The 13719-nt window shown below is 50.3% G+C and carries 15 protein-coding genes; 5 read left to right on the forward strand and 10 right to left on the reverse strand.

Annotated features, from left to right (window positions below; translation table 11 throughout):
* Positions 1 to 18: 18 nt before the first annotated feature.
* Complete coding sequence (gene mdtJ / locus M977_RS20370) at positions 19 to 396, forward strand: multidrug/spermidine efflux SMR transporter subunit MdtJ (protein WP_157092095.1); 378 nt, start codon at positions 19 to 21, stop codon at positions 394 to 396.
* On the forward strand, positions 383 to 712 hold the full coding sequence (gene mdtI, locus M977_RS20375; protein WP_064518555.1) for a multidrug/spermidine efflux SMR transporter subunit MdtI: 330 nt from the start codon (positions 383 to 385) through the stop codon (positions 710 to 712). The genes mdtJ and mdtI overlap by 14 nt, the downstream gene beginning before the upstream one ends.
* A 35-nt stretch (positions 713 to 747) precedes the next feature.
* Here mdtI and M977_RS20380 read toward each other — a convergent pair whose 3' ends face one another.
* The 5 genes from M977_RS20380 to M977_RS20395 all read right to left on the reverse strand — a co-directional run bounded on the left by M977_RS20380 (position 748) and on the right by M977_RS20395 (position 5348).
* Positions 748 to 1554 (reverse strand): trypsin-like serine peptidase, encoded by an 807-nt coding sequence (locus M977_RS20380; protein ID WP_064518558.1) that lies wholly within the window; start codon positions 1552 to 1554, stop codon positions 748 to 750.
* Positions 1555 to 1651: 97 nt separating this feature from the next.
* Entirely contained in the window at positions 1652 to 1756 is a 105-nt protein-coding gene (gene ydgU / locus M977_RS26210) for a small membrane protein YdgU (protein WP_456061802.1), read from the reverse strand.
* 179 nt (positions 1757 to 1935) lie between these two features.
* The gene (asr, locus tag M977_RS25015) at positions 1936 to 2259 is read right to left on the reverse strand and encodes an acid resistance repetitive basic protein Asr (RefSeq protein ID WP_064518560.1); all 324 of its coding nucleotides are present in this window, start codon (positions 2257 to 2259) and stop codon (positions 1936 to 1938) included.
* A 280-nt stretch (positions 2260 to 2539) separates the two neighbouring features.
* Entirely contained in the window at positions 2540 to 4024 is a 1485-nt protein-coding gene (locus tag M977_RS20390; protein WP_064518561.1) for a carboxypeptidase M32, read from the reverse strand.
* 73 nt (positions 4025 to 4097) lie between these two features.
* The gene (locus tag M977_RS20395; protein ID WP_064518564.1) at positions 4098 to 5348 is read right to left on the reverse strand and encodes an MFS transporter; all 1251 of its coding nucleotides are present in this window, start codon (positions 5346 to 5348) and stop codon (positions 4098 to 4100) included.
* A 102-nt stretch (positions 5349 to 5450) separates the two neighbouring features.
* Between M977_RS20395 and M977_RS20400 the strand changes: the two genes are divergently transcribed.
* From M977_RS20400 to bioD, 3 genes are all read left to right on the forward strand, one after another.
* Positions 5451 to 6359, forward strand: coding sequence for a LysR family transcriptional regulator (locus M977_RS20400; protein ID WP_064518566.1), 909 nt, complete (start codon positions 5451 to 5453; stop codon positions 6357 to 6359).
* A gap of 117 nt (positions 6360 to 6476) precedes the next feature.
* Complete coding sequence (gene mlc, locus M977_RS20405) at positions 6477 to 7697, forward strand: sugar metabolism global transcriptional regulator Mlc (protein WP_064518569.1); 1221 nt, start codon at positions 6477 to 6479, stop codon at positions 7695 to 7697.
* A gap of 192 nt (positions 7698 to 7889) precedes the next feature.
* Positions 7890 to 8585 carry a dethiobiotin synthase gene (gene bioD, locus M977_RS20410; protein ID WP_064518571.1) on the forward strand — a complete coding sequence of 232 codons (696 nt, stop codon included), beginning with the start codon at positions 7890 to 7892 and terminating at the stop codon, positions 8583 to 8585.
* Here bioD and clcB read toward each other — a convergent pair.
* The 5 genes from clcB to osmY form a co-directional block, all read right to left on the reverse strand.
* Complete coding sequence (clcB, locus tag M977_RS20415; protein ID WP_064518617.1) at positions 8538 to 9833, reverse strand: voltage-gated ClC-type chloride channel ClcB; 1296 nt, start codon at positions 9831 to 9833, stop codon at positions 8538 to 8540. The two genes, bioD and clcB, sit on opposite strands and share 48 nt — an antisense overlap.
* Before the next feature lie 110 nt (positions 9834 to 9943).
* Positions 9944 to 11083 (reverse strand): osmoprotectant ABC transporter ATP-binding protein OsmV, encoded by a 1140-nt coding sequence (gene osmV / locus M977_RS20420; RefSeq protein ID WP_064518573.1) that lies wholly within the window; start codon positions 11081 to 11083, stop codon positions 9944 to 9946.
* The gene (gene osmW, locus M977_RS20425; RefSeq protein WP_064518575.1) at positions 11083 to 11730 is read right to left on the reverse strand and encodes an osmoprotectant ABC transporter permease OsmW; all 648 of its coding nucleotides are present in this window, start codon (positions 11728 to 11730) and stop codon (positions 11083 to 11085) included. The genes osmV and osmW overlap by 1 nt, the downstream gene beginning before the upstream one ends.
* A gap of 9 nt (positions 11731 to 11739) precedes the next feature.
* Positions 11740 to 12642 carry an osmoprotectant ABC transporter substrate-binding protein OsmX gene (gene osmX / locus M977_RS20430; protein WP_064518577.1) on the reverse strand — a complete coding sequence of 301 codons (903 nt, stop codon included), beginning with the start codon at positions 12640 to 12642 and terminating at the stop codon, positions 11740 to 11742.
* Positions 12643 to 12664: 22 nt separating this feature from the next.
* Positions 12665 to 13381, reverse strand: a complete 717-nt coding sequence (osmY, locus tag M977_RS20435) for an osmoprotectant ABC transporter permease OsmY (protein ID WP_064518579.1) — start codon at positions 13379 to 13381, stop codon at positions 12665 to 12667.
* Between the last annotated feature and the right edge of the window lie 338 nt (positions 13382 to 13719).

Genomic DNA, 13719 nt, shown 5'->3' on the forward strand with positions numbered 1-13719 from the left:
TTCTCTATCAGGAGAGGAATCATGATCTATTGGATATTATTAGCATTGGCTATTATTGCCGAAATTACCGGCACGTTATCCATGAAATGGTCCAGCGTCAGTGATGATAATCTCGGCTATATTTTTATGCTGTTGATGATCACCTTGTCTTATATTTTATTATCATTTTCGGTTAAAAAAATCGCCCTTGGTGTCGCGTATGCCATGTGGGAAGGAATTGGTATTTTATTTATTACCCTTTTCAGTGTTTTGTTGTTCGACGAATCGATCTCACTACTGAAAATCATCGGTCTGACCACGTTAGTGGTGGGGATTGCTTTGATTAAATCGGGAACCAGCGCTAAAAAAACGCGAACGGTAAAACCAGCAAAGGAGAGCGAACATGCAATCGTTTGAATGGGTTCACGCGCTATGGCTGTTCCTGGCAATCGTGTTAGAAATTGCCGCTAATATTTTCTTGAAACACTCTGATGGTTTTCGCCGTTTTGGCTACGGCATATTGTCGCTGTGTGCAGTTCTGGCAGCTTTCAGCGCGCTGGCGCAGGCAGTAAAAGGAATTGAACTGTCGGTCGCTTATGCACTATGGGGTGGCTTCGGCATTATCGCTACCGTGGCGGCTGGCTGGATTTTATTCGGCCAGCGTCTTAACCATAAAGGCTGGGTGGGGCTGGTTTTATTACTAGCGGGCATGGTGCTTATCAAACTTGCATAAAAGCAAACCGCCGGGCGTGATACCCGGCGGTGAAATTATTGGCTGGCTAAACTCTGTAGCTGGTCACGAAACCCCGTCACAGAAATCGCCCGATTATCTGCACGATAACGATCTTTCGCCGCAGGCGCTGAGCTCTGCACCGCAATCAGCTGCCAACCATTTTCCGTTTTCAGCATCAAGGGTGAGCCACTATCACCAGGCAATGTATCGCACTGATGCGAGAGAACAGTTTTCTGTGCCCAGCCGGTAATCAGGCAATCATTATGCGTATAGAGATCGTCCAGATGATCCTCGGGATAACCCGACTGCGTGACTTTACGATTCTGATTTTTAAGCGCTTCGGTTAGTGCGTCACGATCACCCTCAAACAATGGCAACGGCGTGATACCTGAAGGCGGGTTGTGCAAAATAATCAGACCAAAATCATGAGGTGCTGCACTGGCAGGGACAATCCAACCGTCGCCATCGGGTTTAAGGCGACGACCCAGCGTTGATTCAACCCGACCTTCAATATCATGAATTTCATAACGCCATTTGCCTTTATTAGACACAAAGCGCAAAGCGATGGCTTTATCGGGTTTCCCATGGGGTGGTTGCAGCAAACAGTGCCCGGCGGTAAGTGCCAGGTGAGGGGAAATTAAGGTCGCGGTGCAAAGATTGCCGCTCGCCGTCTCAAGTTGACCGATAGCATCCCACGGCGGTGTTGCGGGATCATTCACTCTTGTGCGGTCATCCTTGCCAAAAAACAGCGTTTTGACATTCGCAGCACTTTCGTCATCAGCATGAGAAAGGGCAGGCAACAAACACAGTACACCTAACAACATCACAACTTTTTTGCGCATATCACTCTCTGTGGGGCGATTAATTTTGATTGTTATATAAACCCAGCGAATGGACTAACTATAGACGGGTCGCACAAAAAGTGGGAGTAAAAAGTCATTACAGCCAGAAGCTTAGCGTAATAATGCCGCAAAGAATAAGCAGCGTGAGGATGATTTCAAAGCTGTAGCGTCGCAACATCATCCAGACTCCGGAAGTAAACACCCGGCGAACCGGGTGTTTTTAACCGTCATACTTCACGTTATCGGTGTGTTGGCGTCGGTAGTTCATCCCAGTCACATAGTTATCTACGCTTCTGGGGACTCACTTGCTTGCCACCTGCCGACAACTCAAATTATGCAGGTTAGTAGTGTGGCTATGCTTTCGGGATAACCCCGATAACCTTATGCAGCTGGCTGAGTTGCAGGTTTTGCTGCTTCAGTTTTAGCGGTAGGTTTTTTGTGGTGCTTTTTAGCAGACTGGGCTTTCTGTGCAGCTGGTTTTGCTGCTTCAGTTTTCTTCACTTCTTTTTTGTGTTTTTTAGCGGCTTGTGCTTTCTGCTCGGTAGCTGCTTTTTTGTGTTTTTTATGATGAGTAGTTTTTGCAGCAGGAGCTTTAGCTGCAGCAGAAGTGGTAGCAGGAGCTGGAGTCGCAGTAGTCTCAGCAGCGAAAGCAGCAGAAGACAGACCCATTGCAGCGGCAACAACCAGAGCTAATACTTTATTCATCTCGACATCCTCAATTCATGTTTGAATTCATGTTTGTTTGAAGCCCTGCGGGGCCGTTGAGATGAACTATAGACTTGTGGATCAACGCGTTCAGTGAGTGATTGGTTTCGGCGTGTAACGGTTTGTACACGCCGGGGAATTGATGAAGAAATTTCGTGGTAGGTCGGATTAGCGCAGCGACATCCGACATAACCTGCGTCAATGGTGGATGTCGCTAACGCTAACGCTAATCCCCCCCTATAAAACCCGAATTATTTAGGGCGCGGACAGGTGAGGAAGATTAAAGGTAACGCGCTTCTAAATGTTTGCGGAAATACAACGGGTTAAGGTCTTCACCGGTAGCGTTGGTAATCAACTCTGAAGTGGTGAAGCGGCTGCCGTGTTGCCAGATATTCTGACGTAGCCAATCGAACAATGCGCTGAAGTTTCCTTCCGCAATATCGCTTTCGAGCTGTGGCAGTGCGAGTTTTGCCGCATTGAACAGTTGAGCAGCATACATTGCGCCCAGCGTGTACGAAGGGAAGTAACCGAAAGCACCGTCCGTCCAATGAATATCCTGCATACAACCATTACGGAAGTTATCTTTGGTGGAAAGCCCCAACCATTGCTGCATTTTTTCATCCCACAGTGCCGGGATGTCTTCCACTTCAATTTCACCATCAATCAGCGCACGTTCGATTTCGTAACGTAAAACTACGTGGGCCGGATAGCTGACTTCATCTGCATCAACGCGAATAAAACCACGCTCGACACGCTGGTTAACGGCAATAAAGTTTGCTGTTTCAAATGCGGGTTGTTTGCCAAAACGCTCAGTGACCATCGGTAGCAGCAGTTTAAGAAACTCTTTGCTACGCCCTAATTGCATCTCAAAGAACAGACTTTGTGACTCATGAATCGCCGTGGAACGCGCCAGAGCAACAGGCTGGCCGAGCCATTCACGTGGCAGGTTCTGCTCGTAACGCGCATGGCCCGTTTCGTGGATAACGCCAAACAGTGCGCTTACCAGATCTGTTTCATCGTAACGCGTGGTAATGCGTACATCTTCCGGCACGCCGCCGCAGAACGGATGCGCACTGACATCAAGTCGGCCGCCGTTAAAATCAAAGCCCAGCAGCTTCATGGTTTCCAGACCAAGCTCGCGCTGATCGTGCGTAGCGAATGGGCCAACAGGAGTTATAACCGACTCTTTTGCTTGTTTATCGACAACTTTTTGCAGCAACTCAGGCAGCCAGGTGCGCAAGTCGCCAAACAGAACGTCAAGTTTAGAGCTGGTCATCCCTGGTTCATAAATGTCTAACAGCGCGTCGTAGGGGGATTTCCCCTTTGCTTCTGCGCGCAGTTTCGCCTCTTCACGGCTAACACGAACCACTTCTTTTAAATTGGTGGAAAAACCCTGCCAGTCGTTGGCTGGGCGTTGCGTGCGCCAGCCATGTTCACAGCGCGTCCCAACCAGCGATTTTTCTTCTACCAGTGATGCGGGTAATAAAATGGCTTCTTGGTACTGGCGTGTCATTTCACGCAGGTTTGCACGTTCAACATCATCCAAATTTTCCTGAACCGCGGCCTGCAATAGCGTAGCGATTTTTTTATCGGTCAGGATTTGGTGCTGCAAAACACTCAGTTCGGCCAGGGCTTCGCCGCGTGCTGTGCTGCCGTTTGGTGGCATATTGGTGAACATATCCCAGCCAGCGATGGCCGAGAGATGTCCAAAACGTGAAAGACGCTGGAAGGTGCGGGTGAGATGATTATAGTTTTGCTTTTCCATAGGGCCTCATAAAGAGATGGTTTACGCTGCGAAAATAGCAAAAAGCCATCCCGAAAACGAGGCCGTAACGGGGTTATTGTGCGCGATGATGCAAACGCGTCCCCACCAGTAAGGATATGACCAAAAGTGAGCCAATAAAACTGGCGACTCCCGGCCAGCCAAACTGGTGCCAGAACACTCCGCCGAGCGTTCCGGCAAGACTTGAACCGAGGTAATAGCTGAATAAATAAAGTGACGAGGCTTGCCCTTTAGCGCGTTTAGCTCGCGGGCCAATCCAGCCGCTGGCAACAGAGTGTGCGGCGAAGAATCCAGCTGAAAAGAGCAGCATGCCGATGAAGATAATCGGCAACGGTGAAAAGACAGTTAACACCACGCCTGCCAGCATCACCGCGGTGGAAAAGACCATCACCGGGCCACGGCCAAATTTTGCGGTCATGGCCCCGGCTTTTGGCGAACTCCATGTTCCGGTTAAATACGCTACAGACAGAAGCCCGACCACCGCCTGGCTTAAATACCATGGCCCCTGCATCAGGCGATAACCAATGTAGTTAAACAGGGTGACAAACGCCCCCATCAGCAAAAAGCCCTGCGCAAATAACAGAGGTAGCCCCTGATCGCGCCAGTGCAGCCGGAAGTTGATAAACAGCGTTTTGGGCCGCAGCGAAGAGGGGCGGAAATGTTTTGAGGCGGGCAGTATTTTCCAGAACATTAACGCTGATGCCAGAGCGAAACAGCCAATAGCCGCAACCGCAATCCGCCAGTTAAAGAAGTCGGTCAACACGCCGCTTAACAGGCGGCCACTCATGCCACCAATTGAGTTCCCACTGATATACAGCCCCATCGAAAATGCCACCACGCTTGGGTGGATTTCTTCACTCAGATAGGTCATGCCCACCGCGGCAACACCGCTAAGAGACAGCCCAATCAGGGCACGCATCACCAATATGCCATGCCAACTTGTCATCATGGTTGAAAGCAGCGTACAGCATGAGGCGAGTAATAGCGCCGTAACCATTACGGGTTTACGACCGATAGCATCGGACAGTGGGCCAGTAAAGAGCAGCCCAATCGCCAGCATAGCAGTTGAAACAGATAGCGAAATACTGCTACTGGCCGGTGAGACACCAAATTCATGAGAAAGAACCGGCAGTATCGGTTGTACACAATAAAGTAGCGCGAAGGTGGCAAGTCCTGCGGAAAAGAGCGCAAGCGTAACGCGCATAAATTGAGGTGAACCACGCTTGATGTAAGTGACCGGCTGGGGAGATCGTCTTTCGTCAATATCTGCTGCCGGGGCGGTGTTGACGAGGGTTGTACGGCTCAAAATCGGTCCTTAAAAATACACAAATGAAGTCTTCTTTTCAGAGTAGAAAATTGTAATTGTTCTGTCTAATATATTAATAATCTCAATTGATATTTTAAAAGTATGAATATTGAATTGCGTCACCTGCGTTACTTTATTGCCGTTGCTGAAGAGCTGCATTTTGGGCGAGCTGCCGCGCGTTTACGTATCTCTCAGCCACCTCTGAGCCAGCAAATTCAAATCCTTGAACAGCAAATTGGTGCGCGTCTACTGGCGAGAACTAATCGCAGCGTGAATCTGACCGCCGCAGGTAGCCAGTTTTTGCAAGATGCCCGGCAGATTTTAAGCCAGGTTGATGCAGCGGCAGGGCGCGCAGCCCGGCTTCATCAAGGGGAGACCGGCGAGTTGCGTATTGGTTTCACCTCATCCGCGCCCTTTATTAAAACGGTATCCGATAGCCTTTCGACATTTCGCCGCAGCTACCCGGACGTACATCTCCAGATGCGGGAAATCAACACTCGCAAGCAAATTGCACCGTTAAACGACGGCGAACTCGAACTCGGTTTAATGCGCAACACGCGGCTCCCGGATACGCTCGACTGGAGTCTGGTTCTGCGTGAGCCACTACTGGCAATGGTGCACCGTGACCATCCGTTAGCCCATTGGTCAAAAGTTTCTCTGCAACAGCTCGCAAATGAACCTTTTGTCTTCTTTGATCCGCTCGTTGGGACGGGGCTGTATGAAGATATTCTTGGCTTGCTGCAACGCCACGGGATTTCACCCTACATCACCCAGGAAGTGGGCGAGGCCATGACCATCATTGGACTGGTGTCCGCCGGGTTAGGGGTATCGATACTTCCGGCGTCATTTAAACGTGTCCGTCTATCGGAAGTGGTGTGGCTACCCATTGATGAGCCAGAAGCGCAATCTGAAATGTGGCTCGTTTGGCCAAAGCATCGTGAACTTTCTGCGGCGGCACTTCGCATCTCTGCGCTGCTGACTGAGTCAATAACGACGTTAAAAGGTGGTTAATACAGCAGATTATGTGCGGTAAATCACAACCCTACCTAAATATTTGACTCCTTCACTTGAAGTGTTTCACCATAGCCCAAAGTTTATTTCGAAGCGCGAAAATAAAGGGAGTCGCAAGTGGTTGCTGATAGTCAACCGGGCCATATCGATCAGATCAAGCAAACCACCAATGCGGGCGTAGTTTATCGCTTGATTGATACCCATGGGCCGGTGTCGCGCATCGATCTTTCTCGCCTGGCGCAACTTGCGCCTGCCAGCATCACGAAAATTGTTCGTGAAATGATTGAAGCTCATCTGGTGCAGGAAACGGAAATTCAAGACCCTGGTAGCCGGGGCCGTCCAGCTGTGGGCTTGATGCTGGAAACTGAAGCATGGCACTATTTGTCCGTGCGTATTAGCCGTGGGGAAATCTCCCTTGGCCTGCATGATTTAAGCAGTAAGCTGATTGTTGAAGATACGGTTGACCTTGCTATTAACGACTCACAACCGCTTATTGAACGCATCATCGCGCAGATTGACCAGTTCTTTATCCGCCATCAGCAAAAGCTTGAGCGCCTGACGGCGATAGCTATCACTATGCCGGGTATTATCGACACCAAGCGCGGCATCGTGCATCGGATGCCGTTTTATGAAGTCTGCGATATGCCGCTCGGTGAGATTCTGGAAAACTACACCGGTGTGCCGGTCTATATTCAGCATGACATCAGCGCCTGGACGATGGCGGAAGGGCTGTTTGGCGCTTCAAAGGGCGCTCGTGATGTGATTCAGGTTGTTATTGATAATAACGTCGGTGCCGGTGTGATTACCGATGGACGCCTGCTCCATGCGGGCAGTAGCAGCCTGGTTGAGATTGGCCATACGCAAGTTGATCCTTACGGCAAGCTTTGTTATTGCGGTAACCACGGTTGCCTGGAAACGATTGCCAGTATCGACAGCGTGCTTGAATTAGCACAGCTTCGCATGAGTCAGTCGATGGGTTCCATGCTGCATGAACAACCTCTGACGGTCGAATCTCTCTGTGACGCTGCGTTAAGTGGCGATCTATTAGCGAAAGATATCATTCTCGGTATTGGTACTAACGTTGGCCGTATCCTTGCGATAATGGTGAATCTGTTCCATCCACAAAAAATCCTGATTGGTTCCCCGTTTAACCGAGCCGCAGAGATTCTGCATCCGGCAATCACCAGTTGTATTCGCCAACAAGCACTCCCTGCGTATAGCGAGCATATGGTTGTTGAAAGTACCCAGTACAATCATCGCGGAACAATGGCAGGAGCGGCGCTGGTAAAAGATGCAATGTATAACGGTTCATTATTGATTCGCTTGCTGCAAGGTTAATGTCATTGCCTGATCCACTAAAAATTGCGCTATCTCAATCTGGTCGAATGACTATTCTTTTAGACTTTCACTCCTGAATTATTCAATTTTTAATCACTCATACCCTAAATAATTTGAGTTGCAGGCGGGCTATATCCGTCCCTGCGACTTGAAGTTAGATGGGTACTTAAAGCATTACCTTGGGAGTTAGTCATGCTTACGCGTTTCTTTATAACGGGTACCGATACTGCAGTCGGGAAGACTGTGGTTTCTCGCGCCTTGTTGCAGGCTCTTGCAGCCAGTGGCAAAAGTGTCGTCGGCTATAAGCCGGTAGCCAAAGGCAGTAAAGAGACGCCAGAGGGCCTACGCAACAAAGATGCGTTAGTTCTACAAAGCGTTTCCACTGTCAATTTACCTTATGAAGCCATCAATCCTATCGCTCTTAGCGAAGAAGAAAGCAGCGTGAGCCATAACTGCCAGATTAACTATTCGCTGCTGTCTGATGGGCTGCAGTGTTTGGCCGGGCAGGTGGATCATGTTGTTGTCGAAGGCACTGGCGGCTGGCGCAGCCTGATGAACGACTTACGTCCATTGTCGGAGTGGGTGGTTCAGGAACAGTTACCGGTGTTGATGGTGGTTGGGATTCAGGAAGGGTGCATCAATCATGCCTTGCTGACAGCGCAGGCGATTGCCAATGATGGCTTGCCACTGATTGGTTGGGTGGCAAACCGTATCAATCCAGGGCTTGCACACTACGCAGAAATTATTGATGTATTAAGCAAGAAATTGCCTGCACCGCTGGTGGGCGAACTGCCTTATTTGCCTCGAGCAGAGCAGCGTGAACTGGCAAATTACATCGATTTATCCCGTCTTAGCAGCGTTCTGACTGTAGACCGTTTGCGGGCGTAACCAGCGCGAAAGCGCAGAAGCAATTACGCACGCCAGCAGTAAGCCGGGGAGTAAAGTAAATTCCCCGGTCATTTCACAAACCATCAATGTGGACATAATCGGTGCATGCGTGGTCGCCGCTAAAAGCGTTGCCATTCCGGTTAATGCCAACAAAATAGCGATGCTATCGCCACTCCACTCCCAAACTCCAAACCATTGACCGACCACCATTCCCAGTGCCGCCCCAACAAATAGCGTTGGCGTAAAGACACCACCTGGCGCACCAGAACCGCTACTTGCCAGCACCGCCGCCAGTTTGTAAACCAAAATACCGGCGACAAACAGCAGTGCCGGGGGCTGTGAGAGGAACGATTGCACTACGCTATAACCATTTCCCCAAACCAATGGCGTAATCAGCGAAAGCAGTCCAACCAGCAACCCCCCTAACGCAAGCTGTAGCGGAGGCATTAAATGCAAACGCTGGAATAGCTTGCTGCTATGTGACATCAGCCAAAGAAACAGTGGCCCGGCAAGACCTGCAAGCAGGCCGAATGCTGCCATCAGCAAGTATTGTATAGGTTGCGGAGCGCTTAACGCTCGCACGGTATACAGCAACGCTTGTTCGTCATTGAGTAAATGAGTCATCAACAAGGCGCTGACGGCAGCAATTACTACTGGGCCAAGTGAGGCGAGCATCAGCGTGCCAAACAGAATCTCTGCGATAAACAAACTGCCAGCCAGTGGTGCGTGGTAGGCGCTTGCCATCCCGGCTGCGGCACCGCAGGCGACCCACAATTTCCATTCATCTTTATTTGAGAAACGCTGGGCAAATACCGAAGCAAAAACGGTGGCCAATAATACCATCGCGCCTTCGCGACCAATGGCACTACCGCTTGCTACCACAATCAGTGACGCGGCCGATTTGACCAGACTTGCGGATACATCAAGACGCCCGTCGCCGGTTTCTATGGCTTCCATATAGTCAGTGGGAGCAGAAGGGCGCTGGCGTGTAGCGCGTTGCCAGCCCCAAAGTAAGGTGCCCGCAAGTAAACCACCAATAGCCGGAGTGAGTAATCTGCGCCACGGCGATAGTGCAGCAGCGGCGGCAACCAGGCTTCCGCTATGATCGCCAAGGAAAAGGCCTTCAAGAAAATACATTGACTGGCGAAACAGCCAGACGACCAATGCAGAGGCAACGCCAATCCAGACGGCGAAAATTAGCCGTCGAAGCATGCCTTTCATATCGGGGAAGTGGTTTAGATGGCGCATCAAAGCATTGTAAGGTGGATAAGCGTGAGCGTCATCCACCGTTTGTTGCTGTTTTGTCGGATGTCGCTGGCGCTAATCCGACCTGGAGTAGAGTAATATTGGCGTTGAAACTACGAAATATTCAGCGCTCGGCGGGTACGGCCTGAACTGAGGTAATCGGCGATATAATCTTGCGAAATTTCACCGCTGTAGCGGCCATCTTCGTCAGTAATCGGCATCCACACCATGTTGTGCTCGTAGAGCTTAGATAGCACGATTCGCAGGTTATCTTCCGCACGTCCGGTCACGCGGAACGGGTGCAGTAACTCAGAGCATGGGCCGATAGCACCACGTGCTTCCCGGCGCTTCACAAAGCCTAATGGCTTACCTTCACCATCCACCACGGTTATCGAGCGCATGTCGTTATCATCCATGGTAGAGAATGCTTCCGGTAACGGTGTGGACTCACGCGCGGTAATTGTCGGTTGTTGGTCGGTGACATCACCAGCCTGAACCAACAGCAGACGTTTCAAGGTGCGATCCTGGCCAACAAACGACCCCACAAATTCATTGGCAGGCTTAGCTAAGAGTTCATCGGGACTGGCGCATTGCACAATTTTCCCCTGACGGAACACGGCGATACGGTCACCCAATTTCAGAGCTTCATCAATATCATGGCTCACCAGCATGACGGTTTTCTTCAGCTGACGTTGCATTTCCAGAAATTCATTCTGTATAGCTTCACGGTTGATAGGGTCGACCGCACCAAACGGCTCGTCCATCAGCAGTACCGGAGGATCCGCCGCCAGTGCCCGAATCACGCCAATACGTTGTTGCTGCCCGCCTGACATTTCACGTGGGTAACGGTTCAGGAAACGGTTAGGGTCGAGCGCCACCATACTCATTAATTCGCTGGCGCGTTCTTTACAGCGCGCTTTATCCCAACCCAGCATCCGCGGGACGACGGTAATGTTTTCTTCAATCGTCATGTTCGGGAACAGACCGATTTGCTGGATAACGTAGCCAATATTGCGGCGCAGCGTGACGGTATCCAGCTCGTTAGTGTTTTTACCGTTAATCAGAATATTGCCGCCGGTTGGGGCTATCAGGCGGTTAATCATCTTCAGTGTGGTGGTTTTGCCACAGCCAGAAGGGCCGAGCAGCACGCACATTTCGCCTTCAGGCACATTCAGGCTGACGTTATCAACCGCGTTAAATGTTTGGCCGTTCTTCTGAACGAACTGTTTGGTGAGATTTTCCAGTTTAATCATTATCGAATCCCCTTAGGAGTCAGCACCACTTGTAAACGATGCAGTAACCAATCAAGCACAATAGCCAAAACACAAATCATCACCGCACCGGCAATCAACATACGGATGTCGCTGCTGCCGATACCGTTAAGCAATAACAAACCTAAGCCGCCAGCACCGATCACCGCAGCAATTGCCATTACGCCAATATTCATGACCACTGCGGTACGAATGCCGCCAAAAATGACCGGCAGGGCCATCGGGATTTCAACCCAACGCAGGCGTTGCCAGAAGGTCATGCCGATACCACGCCCGGCTTCACGCAAGCCCGGAGGCAAGCTGTCGAGAGCGGTGTGCGTGTTGCGCACAATCGGCAAGAGCGAATAGAGGAAGACGGCGGTAATGGCGGGGAATACGCCAATCCCTTGTCCAACCAGCGAAAACAGCGGAATCATCAGACCAAACAGTGCGATAGAAGGAATTGTCAGCACGATGGTGGCGATACCCAGTACCGGTGTGGCGAGCCATTTATGGCGCACAATTAAAATCCCCAACGGCACGCCAATAATTATCGCCAGCCCCACGGCTAATAAAACTAACCACAAGTGCTGTAGTGTCAGGCTGCCAAGATAACCTGCGTTATCAATCATATAATGCAACGTTTCCATGATGCCTCCTTAGAGCAAGCCTTTGTGCTGCAGGAATTCTTGCGCAACTTTTTGTGGGGTTTCATGGTCGATATCCACTTTGGCATTCAAGGTGGATATCACGTCGTTATTGAGTGATGCGGAGAGGGTGTCGAGAGCCTCCTCAAGCCCAGGGTTCGCCGCTAACGTCTCTTTACGCACAACAGGAGTCACGGCATAACTTGGGAAGAAGCCCTTATCGTCTTCCAGCACCTTAAGATCAAAGCCTTTTACGCGCCCGTCAGTGGTGTAAATCAACCCTGCATCCACAAACCCATCGCGCACCGCGTTATAGACCAGACCCGGGTCCATTTGGCGAATCTGCGGGCGGTCGAGCGGCATGTTGTAGGCTTGCTGCAAAGGCTTCATGCCATCGCTACGCCCGGCAAACTCCAGATCCAGTCCTAGCATCCAATTTTTATCCGGGTCTGTTTTGCGAATTTGTTCAATTTTTGCCACCAGTTGCGACATGGTATTGATGTTCTCTTCTTCAGCGCGTTTGCGCTGCATCGCGAAGGCGTAGGTGTTGTTCATATCGGCAGGTTTCAACCACACCAACCCGAGTTTGGCATCAAGTTTCTTAACGGTGTCGTAGGACTCTTGTGGGGTCATACGTTTGTTGATGTGATTAAAAATAATCAATGAGGTACCGGTATATTCCCATGTCATATCCACCTGTTTGTTGATCATCGCATTACGGGAAATCACGGTGGCAATGTTGGTCTGCGGCGTCACCTGGAAGCCTTTCTTACGCAGGTACTGTGTGGTCATGGCAGACAAAATATGTTGTTCGGTAAAGCTTTTTGTTGCCAGCACGATAGGTTCAGCTTTTGCAGTACCTGCGAATAGCAGCGTTGTGGTGAGTGCGGCAAGTAACGGTTTAAACGGTTTCATGACGGGCTCCTTTTTATTGTTTTTATTTCACTGTGTGGGGACTTAACACGCGACCTAAGCCCGCGAGTGCAACATCAAGGATCAGGGCAAACAGCGCTGTGGCAGCTGCACCCAAAATCAGTGTCGGGAAATCATTGAGGTAGATGCCCGGGAAAATAAGCTCACCATAACTGCTGGCACCTATCAAAAACGCCAGCGGCGCAGTACCCACGTTAATTGCTGTTGCAATACGGATGCCCGAAAGCATGACTGGCCATGCGTTGGGTAACTCAACCTGGCGCAAGCGTTGCCATTTAGTCATGCCAATGCCGTTGGCAGCTTCGATAAGCGAAGAAGGGACACCGGATAAACCCGAGTAGGTATTACGGACAATTGGCAGCAGCGAGGCGAGGAACAGCGCGATTATTGCAGGTTTGTCGCCAATCCCGATAAACACCATCGCCAACGCTAAGACGGCCAGCGGTGGCAAGGTATTTCCGACGTTAAAGATTTGCATCGCATATTCAGCGAAACGGCGAGCAGCAGGGCGACTGAGCAGAATTCCGCTTGGGATCCCCACTAGCAGAGCCAGCGCCATCGAACTAAACACCAAAATTAAGTGTTGTTGCCCGAGATAAAGCAAATCCACTTTACGAGCGACTATGGTTTCGGGGCCAATTCCCCAAATCAATAATCCGAGGACGACGATTATTGCCAGTGCACCAAAAAAAGTGCGTTTTACGATGGAAGTATTATGCATTGCAGTGTGTCTCCCTGGGTGCACGTTATAGCAACCTTGAGGTCGCTTGTTGTTATGCCTTGTGTCGGCAGGGTGTTTTGACCTATAGCAACGCAGCGGGAATGATTCCAGTAAATGGGGAAATTACCTGGTGAATGATTAGCGTGTAAATTAACGAGTTAGCCTTGTGCCGCCTCGCTTAAAGCGTGGTTGTAAAGAATTGTCTTAAAATTAGCTGAGTGAAGTTACGTTGTAACTTTTGCAGGGGAAGTGACGGAGAGAAACTGTAGGATAATGTGGGGTTAATACGCGGGATCGATAAGAGAAAAGTAGTCGGTGGATAAGCGCGAACGCCTTCC

The organism is Buttiauxella gaviniae ATCC 51604, assembly GCF_001654835.1.
GTDB classification, from domain to species: Bacteria; Pseudomonadota; Gammaproteobacteria; order Enterobacterales; family Enterobacteriaceae; genus Buttiauxella; species Buttiauxella gaviniae.

Bases quoted from the DNA above. Each gene is read 5' to 3' on its own strand.
- bioD (WP_064518571.1), top strand. From the start codon at position 7,890: ATGCTTACGCGTTTCTTTATAACGGGTACCGATACTGCAGTCGGGAAG.
- M977_RS20380 (WP_064518558.1), bottom strand. From the start codon at position 1,554: ATGCGCAAAAAAGTTGTGATGTTGTTAGGTGTACTGTGTTTGTTGCCT.
- clcB (WP_064518617.1), bottom strand. From the start codon at position 9,833: ATGCGCCATCTAAACCACTTCCCCGATATGAAAGGCATGCTTCGACGG.
- osmY (WP_064518579.1), bottom strand. From the start codon at position 13,381: ATGCATAATACTTCCATCGTAAAACGCACTTTTTTTGGTGCACTGGCA.
- M977_RS20390 (WP_064518561.1), bottom strand. From the start codon at position 4,024: ATGGAAAAGCAAAACTATAATCATCTCACCCGCACCTTCCAGCGTCTT.
- osmX (WP_064518577.1), bottom strand. From the start codon at position 12,642: ATGAAACCGTTTAAACCGTTACTTGCCGCACTCACCACAACGCTGCTA.
- osmV (WP_064518573.1), bottom strand. From the start codon at position 11,083: ATGATTAAACTGGAAAATCTCACCAAACAGTTCGTTCAGAAGAACGGC.
- M977_RS20400 (WP_064518566.1), top strand. From the start codon at position 5,451: ATGAATATTGAATTGCGTCACCTGCGTTACTTTATTGCCGTTGCTGAA.
- osmW (WP_064518575.1), bottom strand. From the start codon at position 11,730: ATGGAAACGTTGCATTATATGATTGATAACGCAGGTTATCTTGGCAGC.
- mdtI (WP_064518555.1), top strand. From the start codon at position 383: ATGCAATCGTTTGAATGGGTTCACGCGCTATGGCTGTTCCTGGCAATC.
- asr (WP_064518560.1), bottom strand. From the start codon at position 2,259: ATGAATAAAGTATTAGCTCTGGTTGTTGCCGCTGCAATGGGTCTGTCT.